This window comes from Pimelobacter simplex (genome assembly GCF_024662235.1).
In the GTDB taxonomy this organism is placed as follows: domain Bacteria; phylum Actinomycetota; class Actinomycetes; order Propionibacteriales; family Nocardioidaceae; genus Nocardioides.
On sequence record NZ_CP096276.1, the window covers coordinates 676212 to 699633 of the forward strand.

Genomic DNA, 23422 nt, shown 5'->3' on the forward strand with positions numbered 1-23422 from the left:
TTGCCCGCGCCCGCCCCGCCGGGAAGGATGCGAGCATGCCGTCCACCCCCGAAGCCCTGATCGCGATCTACGAGGACCTGCACCGCCACCCCGAGCTGGGTGGTCAGGAGCACCGGACCGCGGGCATCGTCGCCGACCACCTCCGCACCCTCGGGTACGACGTCACGACCGGCGTGGGCGGGACGGGTGTCGTCGCGACGCTCGAGCGGGGTGCCGGCCCGACGGTCCTGCTGCGCGCCGACATGGACGGCCTGCCGGTCCGCGAGGACACCGGTCTGCCCTACGCGAGCACCGCCACGGCCACCACCGCCGACGGCGAGGAGCACCCGGTGATGCACGCGTGCGGGCACGACGTCCACGTGACGTGCCTGCTGGGGGCGGCGGCTCGGCTGGTCGAGGACCGGGAGTGGCAGGGCCGGGTGCTGCTGGTGTTCCAGCCGGACGAGGAGACGGGCAACGGGGCCCGGGCGATGGTCGCGGACGGGCTCTACGAGCGGTTCGGCAAGCCGGACGTGGTGCTGGGCCAGCACGTGGCGCCGCTGCCGGTGGGTGTGCTGGGCGTGACCGCGGGGCCGGCGTTCGCGGCCTCGGACAGCCTGCGGGTCGTGCTGCACGGCAGCGGCGGGCACGGGTCGCGGCCGGAGGCGACGGTCGACCCGGTGGTGCTGGGGGCGGCGACGGTGCTGCGGCTCCAGACGGTGGTCGCGCGCGAGATCGCGGGCAGCGACATGGCGGTGGTCACCGTGGGCTCGTTCCACGCGGGGACGGCGCCCAACATCATCCCGGACGAGGCGGTGCTGCAGCTGTCGATCCGGACCACCGACGAGCACGTGCGGGCCCGGGTGCTGGCCGCGGTCGAGCGCATCGTCCGGGGCGAGGCGGCGGCCGCGGGTGCGCCCCGCGAGCCGGAGGTCGTGACGATCGACGGGACGCCCACGGTGGTCAACGACGCCGGCGCGTGCGCGCGGGTCACCGCGGCGTTCCAGGCGGCGGGCGGGCACCTGGTGGTCGACCCGGGGACGGTGACCGGCAGCGAGGACGTGGGCATCCTGGCCGACGAGGCGGGGGTGCCGTGCGCCTACTGGCTGCTCGGGGGAGCGGACCCGGCGCTGTTCGCGGGCGCGACCACGGTCGAGGAGCTCAAGCGCGTGGTCGGCGAGCTGCCCTCGAACCACTCGCCCCGCTTCGCGCCGCTGGCCGCGCCCACGCTGGAGTCCGGCGTCGCCGCCCTGGTCACCGCGGCCCGGTCCTTCCTGGGCTGAACGCCCTCAGGTGCCGGCGTCCTCGGGGGCGCCGGTGAGCCCGAGGGCGGCGGCCCGGCTCAGCACCTCCTGGCGTGTGGAGACCTCGAGCTTGGTGCGCAACGAGTTCATCTGGGACTTCACGGTCTCGCGCGAGACGAACCACTTCTCGGCGATCTGCCCGAGCGTGAGCGGTCCGGCCAGCTCGTGGAGCAGCTCGCGCTCGCGGCGGGTGAGCTGGACCGAGACCACCTGGTCGGGGTAGATCTCCCCGATCCGGCGCTCCTCGAGCCGGGCGAGCACGTCGCGCAGGCCGGGCACCCGCGGCTCGACCGCCTCGAGGACCGCGCGGGGCACGGTCGCGAACACCCGCAGGATGCCGTGCGGCTCCGCGAGACGCACCGCCGTGGCGAGGCGCTCCGCCGCCGGCTCCGGCTGGTCGCGGGCCACGTCGGCGGCCGCGCCCGCCAGCAGCAGCTCCAGCCGGCCGCGGAGGCTGACCGTCTCGTCGTGCCCGGCGGCGTCGGCGAGCGCGGCGGTGCGGTCGGGATCGCCCTCGAGGAGGGCGAGCCGGGCGAGCGTCGGTACGGCGGCCGGGTCGTCCTCCAGGCCGCGCAGGGCACTGCGCGCCACGGTGCCGCGCCCCTGGGTGAGCGCGAGGTCGGCGCGGGCCAGGGCGAGGCCGGTCCGGCCCAGCCCGGTCTCGCCGGTCCAGCGCTCGTGCGACTCCTCGAGCTGGGCGACGAAGGCGACCGCTCCGGCGATGTCGCCGAGGACCAGCTCGATGCTCGTGTAGGCGAACAGGACGCCGGCCCAGTGCTCGTCGTGGTCCGCCGAGGTCGCGGCGCGCTCCAGGAAGCGCAGGCAGCCCTCGCGGTCGAGCCGGTCCGCGGCGGCGATGCCGGCCGCGACGTCGATGGGCACCTGGACCAGCGGTCCGACCCAGGTCGGCCGGTGGGTCTCCGAGAGCGCCCGGGCCAGCCAGGCGTCGGCCTCGACCAGGCGTCCCGACAGGGCCTCGATCATCGCCATGTTGCCAGCCGCGTCGCGCCCGACGATGTCGTAGGCCGAGGCCTCCCGGCTCCGGTACGCCGCCCGGTGCAGCCGGCGCGCGATGCCCAGCTCGCCGGCCAGGTGGGCGGTGATGCCGGCCTGGAGCTGCCAGAACGGCAGCAGCCGCCGGACCTCGCGGAACATCACGAACTCGGCGGCGTCGGCGACGACGGTGCCGCGGGCGACGTACTCCATGGCGCTGGTGTGCAGGCCGCGGCGGCGGCGCGCGGCCATGCCCGCCAGGGTGCGGCTCAGCACCCGGTGCGCGGCCGGGGAGCGTCCCAGCGCGCGCAGCGTGCCGTGGTCGGCGGGCACCTGGGCGTTGACCGAGCCGGGTGGGAGCCGCCCGACGTTCTCGGCGACCAGGCCCGCGGTCGGCGGCTCGTGGAGGAACTGCTCGGGGAGCGTGGCGACGACCTGGCCGACCGCGTCGAGGTGACCGGTCATCGTCAGCTCGATCCAGGCCTCGTCGATGATCGTGGAGGCCTGGGCCCAGTCCTGCCCGCGGACCGCCCCCAGGAGTCGGTCCGCGACGGCGGTGCTCCCGTCGCCGCTCATCGCGCGCGTCGCTCCTCGGGCCGGTCCAGGTCCAGGTCCATGGGGTGAATAGTGCCGAACATCAGCGGTGGGGGAGAGCGTGTTTCACGAACCGGGGACCAAGGTGCCCGGTGCCCCGCCCGCGCGCTGCTTCCTGGGCTGCGCGGCGGCCTCGGCCGAGCGGGTGGCCGCGCTGCCGTAGGCGTAGACGCACATCAGCGCCACGAACGGCCAGACCAGGCCGAGCACCACCGACGGCACCGCGTTGAGCACCACGAACGGCAGCGGCACGACGATGAACAGCAGCGCCGCGACGACCGCGCCGATGGTGGTGAGCAGCAGCAGCCCGAGCAGCAGCACGGGCAGCAACGTCGTCACCGAGTGCCGGATCAGCCGGATGCTGCGGGGCAGTCCACCGAACCCGGCCCGTCGCTCCAGCACCACGACCGGCACGAGCAGCACGCCCGCGGTGAGGACGACGAGCGCGAGCGGCGCGAGCACGACCGAGGTGGTCAGCAGCACCACGAGGACCGCGGTGACCACCATGGCCGGCAGGCCCGCGCCGAGCCGGCGCAGGCTCTCGCCGTAGGCCGCGCGGAGGTGGACGCGCGCCTCGATCCCCTCGTCGTCGAGGGTCCGTACGACGACGGCCAGGGCGCCCGCCGAGACCGGCAGGGTGAGCAGCCCGAGCAGCAGCGCGGCACCGCCGACCCAGCTCGGCACGAAGCGCGCGATCGTGACTCCCTGCAGCACCGCGGCGAGCACGTTGAGCAGCGCCGGTGGCAGCAGGCTGAGGAAGAACAGCACCGGCCGCTCGCGCAGCACCCCCAGCGAGGCGGCGACGACCTGGCCGCTGGAGCGCCGTGCGCGCAGGGGGAGCGCACTCGTCGCCCACGACGTACGCCGCAGCAGCCAGCCGAGCCCCAGCAGCGCGGCGACCAGGATCACCAGACCGCGCCACGGGTCGTCGACGTAGCCGCGGAACAGGTCGCTGCCCTTGCCGACCAGGTCGCAGTAGGTCTGCGCGACCGCGGCATTGCTGGACCCGCCGGCGGGCACCTCGATGGAGGAGCTGCGGGCCTTGGCCGACCAGGCGAACGGCCGGCTCCAGGCCTGCTTGCGGTTGGGGCCGGTCGGCCCGGCGTAGAAGCGCTTGGGCCCGACCTCGCCGTAGTGACCCTCGTAGGTGATCCACGGGAACGCGCGCTGCCCGAGCACCGGGTCGGACGGGATCGTCTTGACCAGCGCCTCGATCGCCTCGTGCTCGCCGGCGGTGGTGTCGCAGCCGAACCCGGTGTTGGCGGTGTTGCCCATGAAGATGCCGGACGAGAACTGGTTGGCGTGCGACCCGGCCGAGACGTAGACGACCGGGTGGGTCTCGTCGCGGATCTCGAGCTTGTCCTCGCCCCAGGTGGCCTTCTCGGAGCCGTAGTGCTGTGAGTAGACGGCGAGCTCGGGTTCGAGCTCCTCGGCCAGCGCGGTCGCGGCGTCGGGCGCGGCGAACTCGAGCTGGATGCGCTCCCAGTCGGTCTCGTGCTTGTTGTTGTAGTCGTTGAACGCGTAGAAGAAGAAGTACTGCAGCGCGAACCGGTCCTCGACGCCCTTCTGGGTGGCGAGGTGGGCATAGATCGTCGGCTCGCTGCCGGCCCACTGGGAGCGGGCCCAGCTCTCGTAGTCGCAGCCGGGCGTGAGGGGGTTGCCGGGCAGGTCGAGCTCGTAGCCGGGCAGGCCGGGCGAGACGTCCTCGGCCGAGGGCCCGACCTGGACCAGGTCGCGCCCCGTCCACGGCCCGCGCAGCGCGATCGTGGGGTTGTCGAAGAGGACGTCGACGTCGCTGGGCAGGTAGGGCTCACCGGGTCCGCAGGCCTGGCGCTGGCGCACGAGCATGAGCACCGGCGCGAACTTCTCGGCCAGCGCGGCCTCGGCGGCGGCCGCCTCCTCGGCACCGGGGGCCGGCTCGGTGCCGACGTCGGGGTCGTCGGGAGAGCCGGGGACGACGTCCGGGTCGGTGTCGATGATCGAGGTGCCGGGCTCGTCCTCGTCGGTCGGCTCGTCGGTCGGCTCGTCCTCGGGCTGCTCCGACGGCTCGCCGTCGGGCGTGAGCGTCGGGGGCGTCGGGGACGGCGTCGGGGCGGAGACGGCGAACCCCGCCCCGGCCGAGGCCGGAGCGGGGTGCAGCGCGGGGAACGCCGGCAGGAACAGCGCGACGAGCAGGAGCAGCAGGCGGCGCATGGTTCGGCTCAGCTCACTCGGTCCACGTCCAGGTGTCGAGGATCTCGTCGAACTTGTCGAAGACCGAGGTGTCGCCCTTCTTGAGCGAGACGGTGATCGAGTAGCCCTTGTCGCCGCTGACGACCAGGTAGGCGCGCTGCGCCACCTCGACGCCGTTGTCGTTGGTACGGGCGATGTCGACGCCGATCGCCGACTCGCCGTCGATGGTCTTGGCGTCGATGTCGGTCACCTCGACGCTGGGGTCGCCCGAGCTGAGCGCCGTCTTCCAGGTGCTCTCGAGGTCGGCCGGGTCGGTGCTGCCGTAGGCCGACTGGGTCTCGACGATCACGTTGGCGCGGGCGGTGTTGAAGGTGCTGCCCCAGATCGCGACCTTGTCGAGCGTGGTCACCCCGGGGTTCTGGGCGAGGAAGTCCTCGGTCGCGTCCTTCCAGCCGGCGGGCAGCGTGAAGAAGTAGCCCAGGCCCTGGAGGGCGTCCGCGGGCGGGGTCTTCGGCTCGTCGGGCTTGTCGGTCGAGCCGGTGTCGTCGGTGGTGGCGGTGGTCTCGGGGTCGTCGGCCTTCTTGTCGTCGCCGCCGCCGTTGGCGAGCGCGACGATGCCGATGACACCGCCGACGATGAGGACGAGGGCGACCACGATCGCGGTGACGATGAAGCCGGTGTTGCTCTTCTTCTTCGGCGGGGGCGGCTGCTGCGACCAGCCGCCCGCGGCGTACGACGGGGCGCCGTAGCCGGCGCCGCCGCCCTGCTGGACCGGGTGCGGCGGGGACACCATCGGCTGGTGCGGGGGCGAGACGATCGGCTGCTGGGGCGGCGCGACGGGCGAGGTCATCGGGGCCGGCGGCGGAGGCGTGGGGGCGACGGGCGCCGTCCCCCCGGGCCCGTACGACGGCGGCGCGGCCGTCCCGGCGTCGGGGTCGAGGCCGGCGACGAGCGTCTCGGGCACCTTGCCGAGCGCGAAGCCGAGCACCGCGACGGCCCACTGGCAGCCGCGGACGTCGGCGCTGCCGCGGTCGCGGGCCAGGCGCTGACCGGCCGACTCGACCGCGTCGGCGGGGTTGGCCCCGCTGTCGAGCATGGTCACCATGCCGTCGAGGGCACCCAGGCGCACCGCGTCGGTGAGCAGGTTGATCGTGCCGCTCGAAGCCTGGCCCTCGTCGAGGTAGTCGTCGAGCGAGCCACGGAAGGCCGTGGCGTCACGGAACAGGTCGTGTCCGTGGTCGCGGGCGAGGTCGGCGAGCGCCTGGTGCAGCTTCATGGGAGTCCTTCTCTAGCGGGATTCGGGTCAGGCGGGCGCGGCGAGCCCGAGGTCCTTGCGGAGCTTCGCCACGTGACCGGTCGCCTTGACGTTGTACTGCGCGAGCTCGATCGCCCCGTCGGTGCCGACGACGAACGTCGAGCGGATGACGCCCTCGACGAGCTTGCCGTAGAGCTTCTTCTCGCCGTAGGCGCCGTAGGCGCGGTGCACGGTCAGCTCGGGGTCGGAGAGCAGGGTGATGGTGAGCCCGTCGCGCTCGCGGAACTTGGCGAGCTTGGCGGGGGTGTCCTTCGAGACGCCGACCACGGTGTAGCCCGCGGCCTGGAGGGCGTCGAGGGAGTCGGTGAAGTCGCACGCCTGCTTGGTGCAGCCCGGCGTCATCGCGGCGGGGTAGAAGTAGACGATCACCTTGCGCCCCTCCTTGCGGAGGTCGGCGAGGGAGACCTCACGCTCGTCGTCGGTGACGAGGGTGAAGTCGGGAGCGCTGTCGCCGGGGGCGAGGCGGACGGGGTCGCTCATGTGTTCCAGCTCCTGACAAGGTTGCGTTGTTGCAAAGCAAGTGCAATAAAGTGGGTCGTGCTCGTGACCATCTAACTACCCCGGTGGCGCGCTTCCGAACACTGGACCGAGTACAGGAGCAACGATGCACGTCCCCGACGGCTTCCTCGACGCCCCGACGTCGATCGCGACCGGCGTCGTCGCGGCCGCGGGCGTGGGCCTGGCGCTCCGCAAGGCGCGCACCGAGCTGGACGACCGGACCGCTCCGATGGCCGGCCTGGTCGCGGCCTTCGTCTTCGCCGGCCAGATGATCAACTTCCCGGTCGGCGCCGGTACCAGCGGCCACCTGCTCGGCGGCGCGCTCGCCGCCGTCCTGGTCGGTCCGTGGACCGCGATGCTCTGCATCAGCGTGGTGCTGCTGGTCCAAGGTCTCTTCATGGCCGACGGCGGGCTGACCGCGCTCGGCACCAACATCACGCTGATGGCGATCGTCGGGGTCGTCGTCGGCTACGGCGTCTTCCGGCTCGTGCTCGGCGTGCTGCCCCGCAAGGTCGGCTCGGTGCCCGTGGCCGCCGCGGCCGGCGCGCTGGTCTCGGTCCCCGCGGCCGCGACCGTCTTCAGCCTGCTCTTCGCGATCGGCGGCACCGCCGACATCGCCACCGGCAAGGTGCTCGCCGCGATGGTGGGCTGGCACGTCGTCATCGGCATCGGCGAGGCCCTCATCACCGGCCTCGTGGTCAGCGCCGTGGTCACCTCCCGCCCCGACCTCGTGCGCGGCGCGCGCGGGATCGCCGGGCGACGAAGCCGCCTCCGGACCGAGGAGGTGGGCGCGTGAAGAACCGCCGCTTCCTCCTCGCGGGCCTGCTCGTGGCCCTGCTTGTCGCGGGCATCGGCAGCTACTACGCCAGCAGCCACCCCGACGGCCTCGAGTACGTCGCCGGCAAGACCGGCTTCAGCGACTCCGCCGACGACCCGGTCGACACCGGGAGCCCGTTCGCGGACTACAGCACCAAGGGCGTCGACGACGAACGGCTGAGCGGAGGGATCGCGGGCGTGGCCGGCGTCCTCCTGACGCTGGTGATCGGCGGGGGACTCTTCTGGGTCCTCCGGCGTCGCGATGGCTCCGCCGGCGATGTGGCGCCGGCGGAGCCACCGGTGCCGGCCGACGCGGACTGACCCGGACGGCGACGCGATGGGCGCGGGGCACGGGCACCGGCTGCACTTCCACGGGCACTCCGTGGTGCACCGGGCTCCGGCACACCTCAAGATCCTCGTGCTGCTCGGCTTCGTGCTGGGCGTCGTCGCCACCCCGCGCGAGTGGTACCCGGTCTTCGGCGGCTACCTGGTGCTCGTCCTCGGCGTGGTCGTGCTGGCCCGGGTGCCGCTGCGCTACCTGCTGCCGCGGATGGTCATCGAGGTGCCCTTCCTCGTCTTCGCCGCGCTCGTGCCGTTCGTGGCCGAGGGGGAGCGGGTCGCCGTCCACCTGGTCGGCGGCTGGGAGCTCTCGCTCTCGGAGTCCGGCCTGCTCGCCGCCTGGGGACTGGTCGCCAAGGGCACGCTCGGCGTGCTCGCGTCGCTGACGCTCGCCGCGACCACCGAGCCGGCCGAGGTGCTGCGCGGCCTCCAGCGGCTGCGGTTCCCCGACCTGCTCGTGCAGATCATGGGCTTCATGATCCGCTACCTCGACGTGGTCACCAGCGACCTCGGGCGGATGCTCACCGCGATGCGCTCGCGCGGCGTCGACCCCCGGTCCCCGCGGCACTGGCCGGCGCTGGCGCGTACGCTCGGAGCCCTGTTCGTGCGGTCGTACGAGAGGGGAGAGCGCGTGCACCTGGCGATGCTCTCGCGCGGCTACGACGGCCGCCTCCCCGAGGAGGCCCGGTGACCACGCCCGTCCTCGACGTCCGCTCCCTGGCCTTCGCCTACCCCGACGGGCATCAGGCGCTCTTCGGCGTCGACCTCCACGTCCACGCGGGGGAGCGGGTCGCCCTGCTCGGCCCCAACGGCGCCGGCAAGACCACCCTCGTGCTCCACCTCAACGGCATCCTGTCCGGCGAGAGCGGCGACGGCGCGGGCAGCGTGGCGGTCAGCGGCCTGCCGGTGACCAAGAAGAACCTGCTCGAGATCCGGCGCCGGGTCGGCATCGTCTTCCAGGACCCCGACGACCAGCTCTTCATGGGCTCGGTCCGCGCCGACGTCGCCTTCGGCCCGGCCAACCTCGGCCTCAAGGGCGCCGCGCTCGACGAGCGGGTGATGACCGCGCTCGACCAGGTCGGCATGGCCGACTTCGCCGACCGGCCGCCGCACCACCTCTCCTTCGGCCAGCGGCGCCGGGTCGCGGTCGCGACGGTGCTGGCCATGGAGCCCGAGATCCTCGTTCTCGACGAGCCCAGCTCGAACCTCGACCCCGCCTCGCGCCGCGAGCTCGCCGACATCCTGCGCGGGCTCGACGTGACGCTGCTGATGGTCACCCACGACCTGCCCTACGCCCTGGAGCTCTGCCCCCGGTCCGTGGTGCTCAGCGACGGCAAGGTCGTGGCCGACGGATCGACGTACGACGTGCTCACCGACGAGGCCCTCATGCGTGCCCACCGGTTGGAACTGCCCTGGGGTTTCGACCCGCGCACCATCGCGGTTGATAGCCTGCCCCGGTGAGTGAGACTCCCTCTGACATCGAGCGTGAGATCGAGGAGGCGCGCGAGCGCCTCGCAGGCACGATCGACCAGCTCCTCTACCGCTCGCACCCCAAGACGATCGTCAGTCGCGAGGTGGCGCAGGTGAAGGCCCACTACGTCGACGTCCAGACGGGCGAGCCCCGCACGGACAACATCCTCAAGACCGTGGGGATCGTCGTCGGGGTGATCGCCCTCGGCGTCGTGCTGCGCAAGATCACCCACTGAGGTCCGGCGCGCCCGTGACCGACAAGACCCCCATCAAGATGCTGCACGACCGCATCCTGTGCGAGACCGACACCGAGGCCGGCGAGCGCCGCTCCTCGGGCGGCATCGTCATCCCCGCCACCGCCGCGATGGGTGCCCGCCGGCTGGCCTGGTCGCGCGTGGTCGCGGTCGGTCCCCACTGCCGTGCGGTGGTGACCGGCGACAAGGTGCTCTACGACCCCGACGACAAGGCCGAGGTCGAGGTCTCCGGCGACGTCTACGTCGTGATGCGCGAGCGCGACATCCACGCGGTCGCCGCCGACCGGCTCGGCGACGAGGCGGCCGGGCTCTACCTCTGAGCCTCCCGCCGCGCCCGGTGTGACGTAACGCACATCGGGTGCAACTCGTTGCACCCTCGTGCGCTCCCCCCGACTGCTGACGCTGCTCGCCGCCGCCCTCGTGGTGCCCGTCCTGGCCGCGGCCGGGCCCGGGCCCACCGACGCGGCACCGGCACCGGCGCCCGCGTCGGCTCCCGCGCCGTCGTACCAGGTGACGGTCAAGATCACCGCCCACGGCATCCCGCACATCACCGCGCGCGACTGGGGCTCGCTCGGCTACGGCAGCGGCTACGCCACGGCGCGCTCGTCGATCTGCAACCTGGCCGACACGGTGCTCACCGCGCGCGGTCAGCGCTCGCGCTACCTGGGGCCGGACGCGCGCTACCGCGACGGCGTCTCGATGGAGGCCAGCAACCTCCAGGTCGACGCCTTCGTCACCGACCTGCGCAACCGCAAGGTGGTCGAGGGCCTGCTCACCTCGCCGGCCGGCCCGACCCCGCGGGCCCGCGAGATGGTCAAGGGCTACGCGGCCGGGGTCAACCGGTGGCTGCGCGAGAACCGGATCACCGACCCGGCCTGCCGCGGCCAGGCCTGGATCAAGCCCGACGCCACCGAGCTCGACCTCTGGTACGGCGTCTACCTGGCCAACCTGATCGGCTCGTCGGGGGTCTTCGTCAAGGAGATCGTCGAGGCGGACCCGCCGACCCTCCAGGACCCGGGCCTGCCCGACCTCGGCATCGGCCTGCAGCTGCCCACGACCAAGGCCGAGGTCCCGGCGTACGCCGCGCAGGTCGACCGCGAGGCGCTCCTGCGCTCGCTGGGGCAAGAGAGCGACTTCGGCTCCAACGCGACCGCCATCGGCGGCGACAAGAGCTCCACCGGGCGCGGGCTGCTGCTCGGCAACCCGCACTTCCCGTGGGTCGGGCGCTACAAGTTCACCCAGCAGCACCTCACCCTCCCGGGCCAGTACGACGCCGCGGGCGGCTCGCTGATGGGCTCGCCCGTCGTCAACATCGGCTGGAACAAGGACGTCGCGTGGAGCCACACGGTCTCCACCGCCTACCGCTTCACGCCCTACGAGTACCTCACCGTCGGCCCCGGCCCGCTCTACCTCAGCGCCAACGGCCTGCTCAAGAAGGCCGAGCGGCGCTGGGTCGAGATCGCGGCCAAGCAGCCCGACGGCTCCATCAAGACCGTGCGCGAGGACCTGTGGCGCACGCCCCAGGGCTACGTGATCGACAGCCCCTCGCAGTTCATGGGCTGGTCGCCGATCAGCCTCTGGGCGATCCGTGACGCCAACGCCGAGCACCTGCGCACCATCGACACGTTCCTCTCGATGGGCCAGGCCACGAGCAGCCGCGACCTCCTGCGCCGCCAGGACGCCGGGGGCGGCATGCCGTGGGTCAACACGATCGCCGCCGACCGCGGTGGCGACGTGCTCTACGCCGACCACAGCGTCGTCCCCAACGTCCCCGACGCGCTCGTCACCCGCTGCCTGACGCCGGTGGGCCTGCTCCTCAAGACCGTGGCCGGGCTGCCCGGCCTCAACGGCCTGCTCGCCGACAGCGCCTGCGCGTGGGGCACCGACGCCGACGCGCAGCGCCCCGGCATCCTCGGGCCCGCGAAGCTGCCCGCCGTCGTGCGCCGCGACTGGGTGATCAACGCCAACGACTCCTACTGGACGCCCAACGACCAGGTCCGGCTCGAGGGCTACGCCTCGATCATCGGCTGCGAGAAGTGCGCGCGGACGATGCGGACCCGGATGGTCGCGCAGTACGTCATCGACCGGCTGAAGGTGGGCAAGGAGACCCCGGAGACCCTGCGCGGGCACGAGTACGAGAACCGGGTGCGCGCCGCCGAGGTGATGCGCGAGGGCGGCCGGCTCGACGAGGTGTGCGCCAAGACGGGCGAGACCCGTGCCTGCGCGGTGCTGAAGGCCTGGGACGGGCACTCCGACGTGACCTCGGTCGGCACCCACCTGTTCGAGGCCTTCGTCGAGCGCGCGCCGACCGGGACGAACCTGTGGACGGTCCCGTTCGACGCCAAGAACCCGTTCACCACCCCGCGCGGGCTCAAGACCACCGCGCCCGTGGTCAAGGCGATGCAGGCCGCGATCGATGCCGTCCGCAAGGCCGGCGTCGCCTTCGACGCCCCGTGGGGGAGCCTGCAGGTGGCCGGCGACCGCGGCGCGCCGGCGTACCCGCTCGGGGGCGGGGAGGGCGACCTCGCGGGCAACGCCAACGCGCTCGCATCGATCGCCCCGGCAGGCAACACCGACCGCTACAAGCCGGTCAGCTACGGCTCCTCGCACGTGCAGGCGGTGTCCTACCTCGCCGACGGCAGCGTCGACGCGCGCACGATCCTCACCTACAGCCAGGACGAGGACCCGGCCTCGCCGTGGTCCGCCGACCAGACCCGGCTCTACTCCCAGGAGCAGTGGGTGCGCTTCCCGTGGACGCCCGCCCAGGTGCAGGCCGCACTGGTGCGGACGATCACCCTGCAGGGGAGCTGACCCGGCCACCGATACGCTCGACGCGTTCGACCGAGCGCGGAGAGGCAGGACCACGGTGGCGAAGGGGCCAGGACGCGACCAGCGCGCGCCCATGGAGCGGCTGGTACGCATCGCGGCGGTGCTGCGCGCGGCCGGCGCGGCCGGGGTGCCGCGCGACCGGCTGCTCGAGGTGGCCGGCTTCGACGGAGCCGACGCCCCGACCCAGCTCAGCCGCGAGCTGCGCAACCTCAACCGGCTCGGCTGGCTGATCGACAACGTCGCCGAGGCCGGCGACGACGCGCGCTACCGGATGACCACCGTCGACAACCGGCTGCGCGTCCGGCTCACCCCGGAGCAGCAGACCGCGCTGCGCCGCGCGGTGCTCCTCGCCGACCGCGACGACCTGGTCGAGCGGCTCGGCCTGCCCGCCGACGCCCGGCCGGTCGAGGTCGCCGCGCCCGCGCCCGCCCTCGACGGCACGACGAGCGGCGCGCTCTCCGAGGTCGTCCGCGCGGTCCGCGACCGCTGCGTGCTGCGCTTCGGCTACAAGGGCGTCGCGCGCGTCGTGCACCCCGAGTCGCTCCAGACCCGCAACGGCGCCTGGTACCTGCGCGGCGTCGAGGACGCCGCGGTCGCCGACGCAGGCCCGGTCAAGACGTTCGTCGTCGACCGGATGGCCGAGCCCGAGGCCGGTCCCGCCGGCTCGGCGGCCCTGGTCCCGCCCGTGCGCCATGCCGGGCTGCACCCGATGACCTGGCAGCTCGACCCGCCCGTCGACGTCGTGCTGCGCACCCCGGCCCGCTTCGAGCCCGACGTACGACGCTGGCTGGGCGAGCCGCACGAGGTCGTCCCCGAGGGCGCCGGCAGCGACGACGTGCTGCTGACCTACCGGGTGACCAACCGTGAGGCGCTGCGGGCCCGGATCTACGAGCTCGGCACCCGGGTCCGGGTGGTCGGCCCGCCCGAGGTCCGCGAGGACCTCGTCGCCGCCCTCGCCGCGGCCGCCGGGATGGAGTACCCCGCATGAGCCAGGTCCCTCTCTACGCCGCCCGGATCGCCCGCCTGCCGCGGGCCTTCGAGCGCCTCGCCGCCCACCCCGACGGCCTCCCGCTCGCCGACCTCGCCGCCGAGCTCGGCGTACCGGCCGCCGAGCTGCGCGACGACCTCCTGGCGTTCTACACCGCCGACGTCTCCGCGGACTGGCTGCTGGGCCTGACCCGCCCCGACGTGCTGGAGTTCCTCGGTCCCGACGGCTCCGACGTCGACCCGGCCGAGGCCGAGATCGTCCGCTTCGTCGAGGAGACCGGCGAGCTCGGCGTCGAGTACGTCGACGCGGCCGAGCTCGCCCTCGTCCACACCGCCGCCCTCGCCCTGCTCGACCTGGAGCCCGACAACGCCGACCTGGCCGGTGCCCTGGAGGTGCTCACCGAGACCCTGCTCGGCACCCCGGGCGACGTGCCGCGGCTCGCCGACCGCAACCGCTCCCTGCCGCTGCTGCAAGAGGCGCGCGAGTCGCGCCGGGCCGCGCGGATCGTCTACTCCCGGGCCTGGCAGCCGGGCGTCTCCGAGCGCGAGATCGACCCCTACCGGCTCGTCCAGACCCGGCGCGGCTGGGAGGTCGACGCCGGGCCGCCCGACGAGCACGGCCGGCTGCGCACCTACCTGCTCTCGAACATCCGCGAGGTCACGCTCCTGGACCGGGAGTTCGTCGTACCGGAGGAGCTGGGGGAGGTCCTCGCCGCCCAGCGCGCCACCACGACCGTGCGCGTGCTGCTGCCCCAGGAGGCCCGCTGGGCCGCGGACTTCTACGCCGAGCAGGTCACCCTGGTCCAGGACGACGAGGAGTCGGTCGTCGTCGACGTCGACCTCCTGCCGCCCCTCGAGCGCCGGGTCGGCCAGCTGCTGCTCGCCGCCGGGCCGACCGCCTTCGTGATCGAGCCGCCCGCGCTCGAGAACGCCGGCGTCGTCCTGGCCGAGGAGCTGCTGCTCCACCACTCGGCGTGATGCCCGCGCGGGCCGCCGTGGTCTAGGCTCGGCGCGAGCGGCTCAGGACGGGGGCTGCGCCCGGGTCCGCGCGACCCCGCTGCCAGGAGGTCCCCGTGCCCCCGCTCTCCCACGTCCTCGTCGAGCTCGCCGAGGGCAGCGTCCCCGGTCTGGTGCTCAAGACCGCCCCGGACGGCCGCTCCGTCCTCGTCACCTACGAGCTGGACGGGCACGTGGCGACGGCCTGGCTGCCCGTGGAGAAGGTGTCCCTCACGCCCGGCCCTCGTTGACGAACCGCTCCGCCGTCGAGTCGACGATCTCCTGCGCGATGGCGCGCAGCTTGATGTTGCTGGTGGACGAGGCGCGGACCAGGAACTGGAACGCGCGGTCCTCGGGGATCCGGTAGCGCTCCATGATGATCCCGACCGCCGTCCCGATCGCCTGGCGCGAGGCGACCGACTCGTTGAGCTGGTGCTCGTGGCGGGCGCGGCCCAGGGCGATCGCGGCGTGCGCGGCGAAGAGCTCGGCGAGCTGGATCGCGTCGGGGTCGACGCCGGGGGCGCGGGAGTAGAGGTTCAGGCCGCCGAGGGCGCCGTCGTCGGTGTAGAGCTGCAGGCCCATCTGGGCGCGCAGGCCGAGGCGTCGTACCTCGTCGACGTAGCGGGGCCAGCGCTCCTCCTGGTCGATGTCGTCCATGACGGTGACGCCGCCGTGCCGGATGGCGTCGTAGCAGGGTCCCTCGGCGAGCTTGTACTGCAGCTCGTCGACCTCCCAGACGAGCTGGCCGGTGCCGGCCCGGGTCTCGATGGTGCCGTTGCTGTGGGTGATCGAGATGCCGACGTGCTCGAAGGCCGGCACGGTCTGCTGGGCGGCCCGGACGATGGCGTCCAGGGTGTCGTCGAGCGAGCGGTGGCGGTGGATCTCCTGCGCCGCCTCGGTGAGGGCGGACGCGATCTCGTTGCGGTCAGGGTTCACGACGGACCTCCTCGGTGCTCCGGGGCGGTACCCGGAACCGGCCGGATCAGTCGGTCGCCCGGTAGAGGCAGGCGAACCAGCGCTGCCCCTGGATGTAGGCCGTGGTGCTCGGCGGGAGCACGAAGACGTCGAAGGTGCCCCGCTGGGCCCGCCCCTTGTCCCCGAGGTAGGTCCGCAGGTTCGCCTCGGTGCAGGTCGCGTCGACCGTGGGATCGGCGCCGACGGCGTCGGTCGTGACGTCCGTGGTGGCCTCGTCGAACCGGCCGACCTCGAAGACCTCCCACGGGCCGTCGGTGCAGGGGCCGGACGTCGCGCTCAGTGCCTGGCCGATCTGCTGGACGCCGCTGTAGCAGGCGCCGAGCTTCGGCGCCCCCGACAGCGGGTCGGCCGAGGGACCCGCCCCGGGGTCGCCGGTGCGGTCGGTCGCGGTGGGGGTGTCGCGGTCGTCGCCGCTGTCGCCCGCGGCGCCGTCGGGCGCGAGCAGGACGCCGCCCAGTCCTCCGAGCGCGAGCCCGGCGACGGCACCGGCGACGGCCAGCGGCCAGCGCCGGCGCGGGGGAGCGGGCGCGGTGGTGCTCCGCGGCGAGGGCGGTACGGTGCCGCGCAGCTGGGTGAAGCTCGCCTCGGGCCCGCCCACGACCAGGCCGCCGCTGCCGACCCCGGGCCGGATGGCGCGCAGGGCGTCGTGGAGCTGGCGCGCGGTCGGGTAGCGGTCCGCGGCGTCGTACGCCGTCGCGGTGCGGATGACGTGCATCAGCCCCGCGCCGTCGGGCAGTCCCGGATCGGGCAGCTCGCTGCGCAGCCCCGCGAGGATCTCCTCGACCGACGCGGGCCGCCCGTCGGTGCTGCGCCGCGGCGAGGCACCGGTGATCATCGCGTGCAGCGTCGCGCCCATCGAGAAGACGTCGGACTGCGTGGTCGGTGGCGCCGCGGCGAACGCCTCGGGCGAGGCGTACGCCGGCGTCAGGGCCTCCAGGCTCACCGACAGGTCCTGCCCCGGCTGGGGCAGCGCGGCGAGGCCGAAGTCGGACAGCCGCGGTGTCCCCCACGCGTCGATGAGGACGTTGCCCGGCTTGAGGTCGCGGTGCAGGATCCCGGCCTCGTGGGCAGCCGCCAGCGCACTCGTCACGGCCAGCCCGACCTCGATGGCCTCGTCGACCCGCAGCGGCCCGTGCGCGTCGAGGTAGGAGGCCAGGCTGCCGTTGGCGCAGAGCTCCATCACGAGGTAGGGCCGGTTGTCGTTGGTGACGCCCACGTCGATCAGCGACACCACGTGCGGGTGCCCGCTGATCCGGCTCACCGCCGTCGCCTCGCGGACGAACCGGCGCCGGTTGGTGTCGTCGTCGACCACCCGGTTGTCGATCTTGACGGCCACCTCGCGGTCGACCGCCACCTGGCGCGCCCGCCAGACCTTGGCGAAGCCGCCGCGGCCGATCTCCTCGACCAGGTCCACGCCCGGGACGATCAGGGTGTGCTGGGTGGGCGGGCCGTCGTACCCGGCGGGCGGGGGCGGCGGCGGAGGGGGCGTGGCCGGGGGAGGCGGCGGAAGCGGTGGCTGGGGGTCCACCGGGGGATCGTAGTGGAGCACGCGGGGAGACGACGAAGGCCGGGTGACCTCGTGGTCACCCGGCCTTCGTCTTCGTCTGGTACGCCATCAGGGACTCGAACCCCGAACCCGCTGATTCAGAGCAAAGCGCCCCTGACCTGGGCGTTCTCGGGGTGGTTGTCGAGCTGGACGCCTGGCGCGGTCGGGTGGTGGCGTCGTGATCCACCTCCTGGGAGTCGAGCTGCTCCCGCCGTGCATCGACCCGCTGCTCGACGCGCCGGACTCCGCGCTCGTCGACTATGTCCCTGGCCCGTGGTCGCCGGTCCTCGCGGACGTGGATTGCCCCGAGTGCTTGCAGTGGATCCACGCATGATCGCGCGGACGTTGGCGTTCGTGGCGGTCATCGCTGCGGTGATCGCCGCCGGCCTGATCCTGGCGACCCGCGACGTCCCGGAGCCGGCGCCGGCGCCCCCGAAGTGGGACGAGATACCGGTGTGCCTCTACGAGTGTGGCGGCTCGGTGCCGGCCTAGCGCGACCCCACGATTATCTACGTAGATGAGTAGTAGTTGGGAGCGGCTACTCGGGGGATGGGAAGACCACATGCGCTTGCGCCACCTGTCGCCCGAGACGATCGCCTTACGCCTGTACCACGTACGACGCGCCGCGAGCGCCCTCGGGACGCCGCCAGCGGCCGTCACCGTCGAGCAGCTCACCAAGTGGCTGGTCTCGCACGATTGGAAGCCGAACACGACCGCGTCCTACCGGGCGTCGCTGCGCGCGTTCTACAAGTGGGCCGTCTTCGCCCGCGGGACCGGGATCAGTCACTCGCCGGCGCACGAGCTGCCCGAGGTCCGGGTGCCGCGCGGCAAGCCGCGTCCGACGCCGGAGCCGGCCTACCGCTGGGCGTTGAGGATCGCGGACGAGCGGGCGCGGCTCGCGGTGCTGCTCGGGGGCGTCTGTGGCCTACGGCGGGGCGAGATTGCCCGCTCGCGTAGCGACTGGCTAGAGCCCGGCATCGGTGGCCACGTGCTGCGCGTGCTCGGGAAGGGCGGGCACGAGCGGGTGTTCCCCGTGCCCGACACGATCGCGCGTCTGATCCTGAGCCGGCCCGAGGGCTACCTGTTCCCGTCGAGCCAGGGCGGTCACCTCACGCCGGCGCATCTCGGGAAGCTCGTCAAGGCAGCGCTCAGCGGCCCGACGACGCACACGCTGCGCCATCGGGCCGGCACGAAGTCCTACAACGAGGGCGGCAAGGATCTGCGCGCCACGCAGGAGTTCCTCGGGCACGCGAAGCCGGAGACGACGGCGATCTACGTTGGCGCCGACCTCTCCGACATTCGCTCGTGGATGGAGCGCGACGTCAGCTGACCGAGCCGGCCGGGCCTGCCTCACGGTGCGCCCGGTCGGCGGCGATCTGCTCGGCGGCCTTGGGGTCGAGCAGCTCGGAGCGGATCACGTCGGCGACGCCGGCGCGGACCTTGGCGTCGGTGCCGCCGTTGGCGAGGTACTCGACCTTGCTGCTGACGTCGTCGAGCTGGCGGCGCTGCTCATCCTGCTTGCGGCCCACGGACGCGAGGCCGGCGATGACGGCGAAGGTCGTGCCGGCGAACGTCAGCAGGGGCGTGACGAACTCGGTTGCGGCGTCGGGCTCGACGACGAACACGACGGCGGCCGCGGCCACGATGGTTACGAAGCCGGCCGCGATCGCGAGCACAACGGCGTTGGTGGTCTTCACTTGCTCTCCTTGGGGGTGGGCCATAGGACGACGTCCAAGGCCAGGTGGTCGCTGTCGACGTCGACGACGCCGGCGCGCTTGCTGGGAATCCATCGCGGCACTGCGATGTGGAGTACGCCGGCGCTGTAGACGCGGCGGCCGGTGAGCCGAGCGGCCCACCTGTGGCCGATGTTGAGGTCCCCGACGTGGATCGCGCCGGGGGTGGCGAAGAACCGGCGCAGGTAGTCGAGCCGGGCGAGCGGGGCGCGGCCGGGGTGGGCGTGGCCGAGCACGAACCCGCGCGCCCACCGGGCCGCGGTGCCGGCGGCGAACACGATGCTGGTGTGCAGGATCGGGCGGGCGCGGATGCCGCCACCCTCGCGGGTGGCGGGCACGCCGGCGTCGAGGCCGGGCTGACTGAGCTTGGCGCGGCCGCGGCGGACTGCGATGCCGAGCGCGGAGTCGGGGGCGCCGACCGGGCCGCGCTGAAAGACCTGCATGCCCGCGGCCGCTCCCTCGGCCTTGGCGTCCACGTCGGCCAGCTCGACGGCGAGCACGACGTCGGGCGTGCCGGCCTTGCCGGGCTTGTCGATGGACTTGCGCCAGACGCCGGCGGCCCGCTCGGGGCGGTAGCTGACCGAAGCGGCGTTCGTGGCCCGTACGACCACCGGGCGCGGGCGCACCTTGCCGGCACGCTGGCGCTCGTCGAGCCAGCGCCGGCGCCGCCGTCGCGGCGTGGGCGTGCGCCTCATCGGGGCCTGATCTTCCGGAGCTCGGCGTCAGCCCGGTCGAGCTTGCGGCGCTGGACCGGGCCGGCGGCCTTGCGGGCCAGGGCGATCGCCTTGCGTGCTGCACGGACGTACGCCGGGCGACGCTTGGCCGGCGCGGCCGGCTGCGGGTCGGTCGGGATGGTCACGCCGCCGAGGTCCTCGGACCAGCCGAGGTAGGTCAGACCCCAGTGGCGCTCAAACCAGTCGAGCGGCACCGTGCCGACCGACCCGAAGCCAGTCGGGCCGACGTCGATCGAGCGCACACCGCCGGGGACCGTGATCGCCGCGTGGCCGTGGCCGGCGCTGCCGCCCGACCAGAACACGGGGACGCCGGCCGGGGGCTTGCGGTCGAGCAGGTGCCAGCGCTTGGCCGCCTTCCACCCGTCGACGGCGTCGGCATCGCCGTCGCGGTCGACGTCGCCGACCGCGGGCAGGCCGAACATCTCGCGGGTCCAGCGGTAGCACATGCCGCGCGGGTAGCTGCGGGAGGCGAGGGCGCGGGCGATCGCCTGCGAACGGGTGGCGCTCATGCCTCGATCGCCAGCCAGTAGACGGTGTTGGTCGACGTGACGGAGCTGCCGTCGCCGGTGAAACAGAACACGGTCCCCGAGTTGACGTTGGACGCCGTCGCGCGGGGGATCACCTTGGCCGAGGACGCCGAGCCGAGCGAGACGTAGATCCGGGGCGCGGTGGTGAACTTGCCTGCGGGGAAGGCGATTGCAACCGATCCGCTGGTGGCCGCGGTCATGGTGACCGTGGCGGTGCCGACCGCGGCGGCCTTGAACCCGAGGGCGACGAACAGCGCCTCGACGCGGCTCGCGGCGGAGGTGTCGACGGCGGGATAGCTCGCGACGGGGTCGGCCTCTTCGAGGTAGGGGATCTTCTTGACGGCGGTCTCAAGCACCATGAGCGGTGTCCTTTCGGCGGTGGGGGTGGGTGAGCAGTGGTTAGGGGCGGTCGGTCAGCCACAGGTCGTAGGCGGTGAGCGAGCCGAAGTGGGCCGCGCGGCGGGCGCCGTAGCCGGCGGCGTTCAGGTCGGCGAACGTCACGGCACCGCGGTTCGGGTAGGGCACGGAGTGCCGGAGGGTCACGCTGCAGGTGACCTTGCCGCCGGCGCCGATCTCGACGGCAGCGCCGGAGAGCCGGGCGGGGACGTCGCCGCCGTCGAGGTCGTCGGTGGTGATGTTCCACTCGGGCTTGATCCCGGTCACCAGCACGAGCCGGCCGAGGGCGTGGGCGTTGCGCTGCCAGGTCTCGCCGGCGGGCAGGGCGGCTGGGGTGAACATGCGCGGCCACGGCCGGCCGGCGGGAAGCCGTGTGGGGTCGAAGGTGACGACGTCGAATGACCACCTGGGCACCGCGTCGAACTCGTTGCCGAGCAGCGCGAACGCAACGTCTCGTGCGTACTCGGCCGAGTAGACCGGGAGCGATTCGGCTCGGGCGACGGCGCCGCCGCGGGCTTGCTCCTGATCGGGTCGGTACAGGGTGTACGACGGGATGAGCGGCGTGGTGGCCTCGTCGGCTGCGGTCGCCGGGTAGCTGGCGAACATCTCCGACTCGATGCGAACGCGCGTGGGGTGCGCGGCCTTGTCCTGTCGCCACCTGATCGGCTTGTCGACGGCCGAGGCCGGCAGCTCGAAACCGACACGAGGTGCCGCCCACGCGGCCGGGTCGCGGCGGGTGCGGGTGAGTAGCGGCGGCGCAGGTGATGCGAGGACGTAGGGCAGCTCGTCGTCGTCGGCGAACGGGCTTGACAGCGTCATTGCCTGCCGGAACTGGTCGAGCACAAGGCGCGTCGTGCCGGGCGCGTGCGTCAGCTCTTGGACCAGACACGGGACCTGGGTGGCGCGCGGCAGCTTGCCGGTCACGCTGGGCGGGTTGTCGCGGCGAGAGCCGGCCATCATCGTGGCGTCGACCAGCTCGGCGGTCGAGGTCGGCGAGGCCGGGGTCGCGGCGAAGTAGCTGAACGAAGAGAAGTCCTCGGCCACGAGGTAGGTGAACGGCAGGTCTGACGACGCGAACACTCGCGCTAGCCGACCCCAGAGCAGCGGGGACTCCCACGGCGCGGCGCCCCATCGCGGCGGGTCCTGTTCGCCGGGCTGGGTGCCGGAGACGACCGGCACGCCGCGGATCACGTCGACGTCGAGGCCGTGGAATGGCTCGCGGCCGGGCAGGTCGACCTCGATGGTTTCCTCGGCGGCGAGGGCGCGATAGTCGATGGCGGCCAGCGTGTAGAGCAGGCCGTCGAGGTACGGGTCGGCGTCGGCGTCGGTGATCTGCCCGCCGAACTCGACGAACGGCGGGGTGCCGGTGGCCGGCGTCCAACCGGGATCGGTCATGGTGACGCTGACGGTCTGGCCCTGATACACGGCCGGCTTGGTGGTCGAGCTGCCCGGCACGTAGAGCGACATCGTGAGCTGCGCGGGCGGCTCGCCGGCCGGGAACCGGGCGGGGTCGACCTCCCACGAGACCCGCATGCCGGCCAGGGCGAGCGCGCCGTCGTCGAGCAGGTCGTCGGCCTCGTCGCCTTGGTCGATGACCGTGTGCCACTCGCCGATCCACAGGTCGACGGTGTAGCCGGTGGCGCTCATCGGCGGCCGACCCAACGGCTGATGAGGCTGGCGATGCTGCCCGGCCGGCGGCGCTCCAGGCGGCGCAGAATCTCGAGGATCTGGTCACCCACGGCGACCGGGTCGAGCGCTCCGTCGACCTTGATGACCGTACGGGCGTCGACCTGCACGACCGGGCGGCCGATGCCGCCGGCCGCGGACACGCCGGCGAACAGTCGATCGAAGTTGGGCAGCCCGAGAGCGGCCGTCGCGATCCCGCTGCGGCGGTCGAACGAACCGACGCCGCCGGCGAGCTGGGGCGCACCGACCGTGACGGGCGCAGCGCCGCCGATCAGGCCACCGATGGCGCCGCCGATCTTGCTCAGCGCGTCGGGGACCTTGATCTTGCCGAGCCAGTCAATGACCTTCTTGATCCAGTCGTACATGACCCGGAACGGCTCGACCGCGGCGTCGACCATGCCGGCGAAGGTGTCGCGCAGCCAGCGTCCTACGGCGCCGGCGCCCTCGCGGAAGTCGCGCAGGCGCGGGCCGAGCTTGTCGGCGAGCCACCCGCCGAGCTCGCGGACCTTGCCGGTCACCTGGCCGAAGTTGTCGCGCACAAGCCTGATCGCGATCCCGAGGGGCGACCACTTCAGCATGAAGCCGCCGACCTTCTTACCCATGTCGACGATCCACCCGCCGGCCGACTTCAGCGCCCCGCCGACCGCGTCGACGATCTTGCGGACCGTCTCCGAGCGCTTGTAGAGCAGCACGAAGCCGGCCACGAGTCCGGCCACCGCCAGGATGACCAGACCGATGGGGTTGGCCGTCATGGCGGCGTTGAGCAGCCACTGACCGGCCGTCATCGCCTTGGTGGCCACCGTGGCGGCCTTCTCGCTGGCGGCCTTGGCGATCGTGGCGGCACGGGCGCGGACCGTGGCGATGACGTTGCTGTTCATCGCCAGCGACGCGAGGTCCATAGCGCCGGTCACGCCCATGATGAGCGGCGCTGCGGACTCCATGCCGGTGCCGAGCTGCCCGAGTGGGCCGGGCATCCCCGACAGGGCGCCGCCGAGGTCACCGAGACCGCCGGCGAGCTGGGCGCTCGATGAGCCGAGGTTGTCGGCGGACTCGGCCAGGTCGCGGGTGCCGCGCTCGGCCTGCTCGGTCGAGCGCTCGACATCATCGCCCATCGCGCGGGCGGCGCGGCCGAGGTCGGCGAAGCCGTCGACGCCCTTGTGAACGTCGACGTCGACGTCAATGCCGAGCTTGCGGCGAATGTCGCCCATCGGTCACTCCTGTCCGGGGTTGCTCTGGTCGGGGTCGTCGGGCTGGTCGGGGTCGTCGGGGAGTAGGTCGA

General features: G+C 73.3%; 26 protein-coding genes. 14 read left to right on the forward strand and 12 right to left on the reverse strand.

Annotated features, from left to right (window positions below):
* Positions 1 to 35 precede the first annotated feature (35 nt).
* Complete coding sequence (locus tag M0M48_RS03155) at positions 36 to 1262, forward strand: amidohydrolase (RefSeq protein WP_257754367.1); 1227 nt, start codon at positions 36 to 38, stop codon at positions 1260 to 1262.
* A gap of 6 nt (positions 1263 to 1268) precedes the next feature.
* On the opposite strand, the gene M0M48_RS30845 is transcribed toward M0M48_RS03155, so the two are convergent.
* The 4 genes from M0M48_RS30845 to bcp form a co-directional block, all read right to left on the reverse strand.
* Positions 1269 to 2852 (reverse strand): helix-turn-helix transcriptional regulator, encoded by a 1584-nt coding sequence (locus M0M48_RS30845; RefSeq protein ID WP_308220364.1) that lies wholly within the window; start codon positions 2850 to 2852, stop codon positions 1269 to 1271.
* 84 nt (positions 2853 to 2936) lie between these two features.
* Positions 2937 to 5063 (reverse strand): hypothetical protein, encoded by a 2127-nt coding sequence (locus tag M0M48_RS03170; protein ID WP_257754368.1) that lies wholly within the window; start codon positions 5061 to 5063, stop codon positions 2937 to 2939.
* 13 nt (positions 5064 to 5076) lie between these two features.
* Complete coding sequence (locus M0M48_RS03175; RefSeq protein WP_257754513.1) at positions 5077 to 6318, reverse strand: hypothetical protein; 1242 nt, start codon at positions 6316 to 6318, stop codon at positions 5077 to 5079.
* A 27-nt stretch (positions 6319 to 6345) separates the two neighbouring features.
* Positions 6346 to 6837 (reverse strand): thioredoxin-dependent thiol peroxidase, encoded by a 492-nt coding sequence (gene bcp, locus M0M48_RS03180; protein ID WP_257754369.1) that lies wholly within the window; start codon positions 6835 to 6837, stop codon positions 6346 to 6348.
* Between the two features lie 124 nt (positions 6838 to 6961).
* Here bcp and M0M48_RS03185 point away from each other — a divergent pair, with 124 nt between their 5' ends.
* From M0M48_RS03185 to M0M48_RS03230, 10 genes are all read left to right on the forward strand, one after another.
* The gene (locus M0M48_RS03185; protein ID WP_257754370.1) at positions 6962 to 7651 is read left to right on the forward strand and encodes an energy-coupling factor ABC transporter permease; all 690 of its coding nucleotides are present in this window, start codon (positions 6962 to 6964) and stop codon (positions 7649 to 7651) included.
* Positions 7648 to 7992, forward strand: a complete 345-nt coding sequence (locus M0M48_RS03190) for a PDGLE domain-containing protein (protein ID WP_215816371.1) — start codon at positions 7648 to 7650, stop codon at positions 7990 to 7992. The genes M0M48_RS03185 and M0M48_RS03190 overlap by 4 nt, the downstream gene beginning before the upstream one ends.
* 16 nt (positions 7993 to 8008) lie before the next feature.
* Positions 8009 to 8701, forward strand: a complete 693-nt coding sequence (gene cbiQ / locus M0M48_RS03195) for a cobalt ECF transporter T component CbiQ (RefSeq protein ID WP_215816370.1) — start codon at positions 8009 to 8011, stop codon at positions 8699 to 8701.
* A complete protein-coding gene (locus tag M0M48_RS03200; protein ID WP_257754371.1) occupies positions 8698 to 9471 on the forward strand; it encodes an energy-coupling factor ABC transporter ATP-binding protein in 774 nt (257 codons plus the stop codon). The genes cbiQ and M0M48_RS03200 overlap by 4 nt, the downstream gene beginning before the upstream one ends.
* Positions 9468 to 9716 (forward strand): DUF3618 domain-containing protein, encoded by a 249-nt coding sequence (locus tag M0M48_RS03205; protein WP_215816368.1) that lies wholly within the window; start codon positions 9468 to 9470, stop codon positions 9714 to 9716. The genes M0M48_RS03200 and M0M48_RS03205 overlap by 4 nt, the downstream gene beginning before the upstream one ends.
* A 14-nt stretch (positions 9717 to 9730) precedes the next feature.
* On the forward strand, positions 9731 to 10054 hold the full coding sequence (locus M0M48_RS03210; protein WP_257754372.1) for a GroES family chaperonin: 324 nt from the start codon (positions 9731 to 9733) through the stop codon (positions 10052 to 10054).
* A 58-nt stretch (positions 10055 to 10112) separates the two neighbouring features.
* Positions 10113 to 12545, forward strand: a complete 2433-nt coding sequence (locus M0M48_RS03215) for a penicillin acylase family protein (RefSeq protein WP_257754373.1) — start codon at positions 10113 to 10115, stop codon at positions 12543 to 12545.
* Positions 12546 to 12636: 91 nt separating this feature from the next.
* Positions 12637 to 13551 carry a WYL domain-containing protein gene (locus tag M0M48_RS03220; protein WP_215816366.1) on the forward strand — a complete coding sequence of 305 codons (915 nt, stop codon included), beginning with the start codon at positions 12637 to 12639 and terminating at the stop codon, positions 13549 to 13551.
* Positions 13548 to 14528, forward strand: coding sequence for a WYL domain-containing protein (locus M0M48_RS03225; RefSeq protein WP_257754374.1), 981 nt, complete (start codon positions 13548 to 13550; stop codon positions 14526 to 14528). Before M0M48_RS03220 ends, M0M48_RS03225 begins: the two co-directional genes overlap by 4 nt.
* Before the next feature lie 95 nt (positions 14529 to 14623).
* Positions 14624 to 14797: a hypothetical protein gene (locus M0M48_RS03230; RefSeq protein ID WP_215816364.1), complete on the forward strand. Its 174-nt coding sequence runs from the start codon at positions 14624 to 14626 to the stop codon at positions 14795 to 14797.
* Here M0M48_RS03230 and M0M48_RS03235 read toward each other — a convergent pair.
* Both M0M48_RS03235 and M0M48_RS03240 read right to left on the reverse strand, forming a co-directional pair.
* Positions 14778 to 15482: a GAF and ANTAR domain-containing protein gene (locus M0M48_RS03235; RefSeq protein ID WP_257754375.1), complete on the reverse strand. Its 705-nt coding sequence runs from the start codon at positions 15480 to 15482 to the stop codon at positions 14778 to 14780. The genes M0M48_RS03230 and M0M48_RS03235 overlap by 20 nt on opposite strands.
* Before the next feature lie 46 nt (positions 15483 to 15528).
* Positions 15529 to 17049, reverse strand: coding sequence for a serine/threonine-protein kinase (locus M0M48_RS03240; RefSeq protein WP_257754376.1), 1521 nt, complete (start codon positions 17047 to 17049; stop codon positions 15529 to 15531).
* A 196-nt stretch (positions 17050 to 17245) separates the two neighbouring features.
* Between M0M48_RS03240 and M0M48_RS03245 the strand changes: the two genes are divergently transcribed.
* From M0M48_RS03245 to M0M48_RS03255, 3 genes are all read left to right on the forward strand, one after another.
* Complete coding sequence (locus tag M0M48_RS03245) at positions 17246 to 17401, forward strand: hypothetical protein (RefSeq protein ID WP_257759299.1); 156 nt, start codon at positions 17246 to 17248, stop codon at positions 17399 to 17401.
* Positions 17398 to 17559, forward strand: a complete 162-nt coding sequence (locus M0M48_RS03250) for a hypothetical protein (RefSeq protein ID WP_257754377.1) — start codon at positions 17398 to 17400, stop codon at positions 17557 to 17559. The genes M0M48_RS03245 and M0M48_RS03250 overlap by 4 nt, the downstream gene beginning before the upstream one ends.
* A gap of 70 nt (positions 17560 to 17629) precedes the next feature.
* Positions 17630 to 18397: a tyrosine-type recombinase/integrase gene (locus M0M48_RS03255; protein WP_257754378.1), complete on the forward strand. Its 768-nt coding sequence runs from the start codon at positions 17630 to 17632 to the stop codon at positions 18395 to 18397.
* Here M0M48_RS03255 and M0M48_RS03260 read toward each other — a convergent pair.
* From M0M48_RS03260 to M0M48_RS03285, 6 genes are read right to left on the reverse strand one after another with little or no spacing between them, the layout of a single operon-like run.
* Positions 18390 to 18764 carry a hypothetical protein gene (locus M0M48_RS03260; protein ID WP_257754379.1) on the reverse strand — a complete coding sequence of 125 codons (375 nt, stop codon included), beginning with the start codon at positions 18762 to 18764 and terminating at the stop codon, positions 18390 to 18392. The genes M0M48_RS03255 and M0M48_RS03260 overlap by 8 nt on opposite strands.
* Positions 18761 to 19495 (reverse strand): hypothetical protein, encoded by a 735-nt coding sequence (locus tag M0M48_RS03265; protein ID WP_257754380.1) that lies wholly within the window; start codon positions 19493 to 19495, stop codon positions 18761 to 18763. Before M0M48_RS03265 ends, M0M48_RS03260 begins: the two co-directional genes overlap by 4 nt.
* Positions 19492 to 20043 (reverse strand): hypothetical protein, encoded by a 552-nt coding sequence (locus M0M48_RS03270; RefSeq protein ID WP_257754381.1) that lies wholly within the window; start codon positions 20041 to 20043, stop codon positions 19492 to 19494. The genes M0M48_RS03265 and M0M48_RS03270 overlap by 4 nt, the downstream gene beginning before the upstream one ends.
* On the reverse strand, positions 20040 to 20420 hold the full coding sequence (locus M0M48_RS03275) for a hypothetical protein (RefSeq protein WP_257754382.1): 381 nt from the start codon (positions 20418 to 20420) through the stop codon (positions 20040 to 20042). The genes M0M48_RS03270 and M0M48_RS03275 overlap by 4 nt, the downstream gene beginning before the upstream one ends.
* Positions 20421 to 20460: 40 nt before the next feature.
* Entirely contained in the window at positions 20461 to 22104 is a 1644-nt protein-coding gene (locus M0M48_RS03280) for a hypothetical protein (RefSeq protein ID WP_257754383.1), read from the reverse strand.
* The gene (locus M0M48_RS03285) at positions 22101 to 23351 is read right to left on the reverse strand and encodes a hypothetical protein (RefSeq protein ID WP_257754384.1); all 1251 of its coding nucleotides are present in this window, start codon (positions 23349 to 23351) and stop codon (positions 22101 to 22103) included. Before M0M48_RS03285 ends, M0M48_RS03280 begins: the two co-directional genes overlap by 4 nt.
* Between the last annotated feature and the right edge of the window lie 71 nt (positions 23352 to 23422).